Origin of the sequence: Psychrobacter sp. Rd 27.2 (assembly GCF_001921755.1) — a bacterium.
In the GTDB taxonomy this organism is placed as follows: domain Bacteria; phylum Pseudomonadota; class Gammaproteobacteria; order Pseudomonadales; family Moraxellaceae; genus Psychrobacter; species Psychrobacter celer.
This window is the reverse complement of the sequence record NZ_MRYB01000069.1, coordinates 1-506: the sequence shown is the minus strand read 5'-3', so window position 1 is coordinate 506 and position 506 is coordinate 1. Positions and strand designations below refer to the sequence as shown.

Sequence of the window (506 nt, the reverse complement as noted above, 5' to 3'; positions counted from 1 at the left end):
AAGCTATACAAGAAAAAATGACCTACCATTCGATAACAGAGGACATACTGTCTCTGTGATGGCTATCAAGGCTGTCGGTACAGTCGTAGAGAATGTAGGAGATGGTCAAACTCTCAAAGTAGATTGGGAAAAAGACATTCCTCTAAGGGAGTGGTATTTCTTCACAAGTCGTAATACTGTTTGGAAGGTTGTACCTGAAACATGGGCAAGAGTTAATTTAATAGACTTTACATTTAATGGGAAAGAGCAAAATATTGATCGGTTTCGGAATGATGTATTTTGGCGTGAAAGATTTGGCGATGATCCTTTAGTAATATCATCTTTTGGCTGGACGAAATTTTATGAAGAGATGGCTTCTAAGCTTCTTGGGTTTCGCTACCGTCGTGGCGAGCTTATCGCTGGTATTCATAAGATCTCTGAAAAAGTAGACGCTATGTCTGTTCTTAATGATCAGTATGAAGAGGGTATTGTAGGAGGCCCATTAAAAGATATATGCCCATTTACAG

General features: G+C 39.1%; 1 pseudogene. It reads left to right on the top strand.

From position 1 onward, the window contains the following. Positions 1–55: 55 nt before the first annotated feature. Positions 56–506 (top strand): annotated as a pseudogene (locus BTV99_RS12645) (AAA family ATPase); the annotation flags it as partial.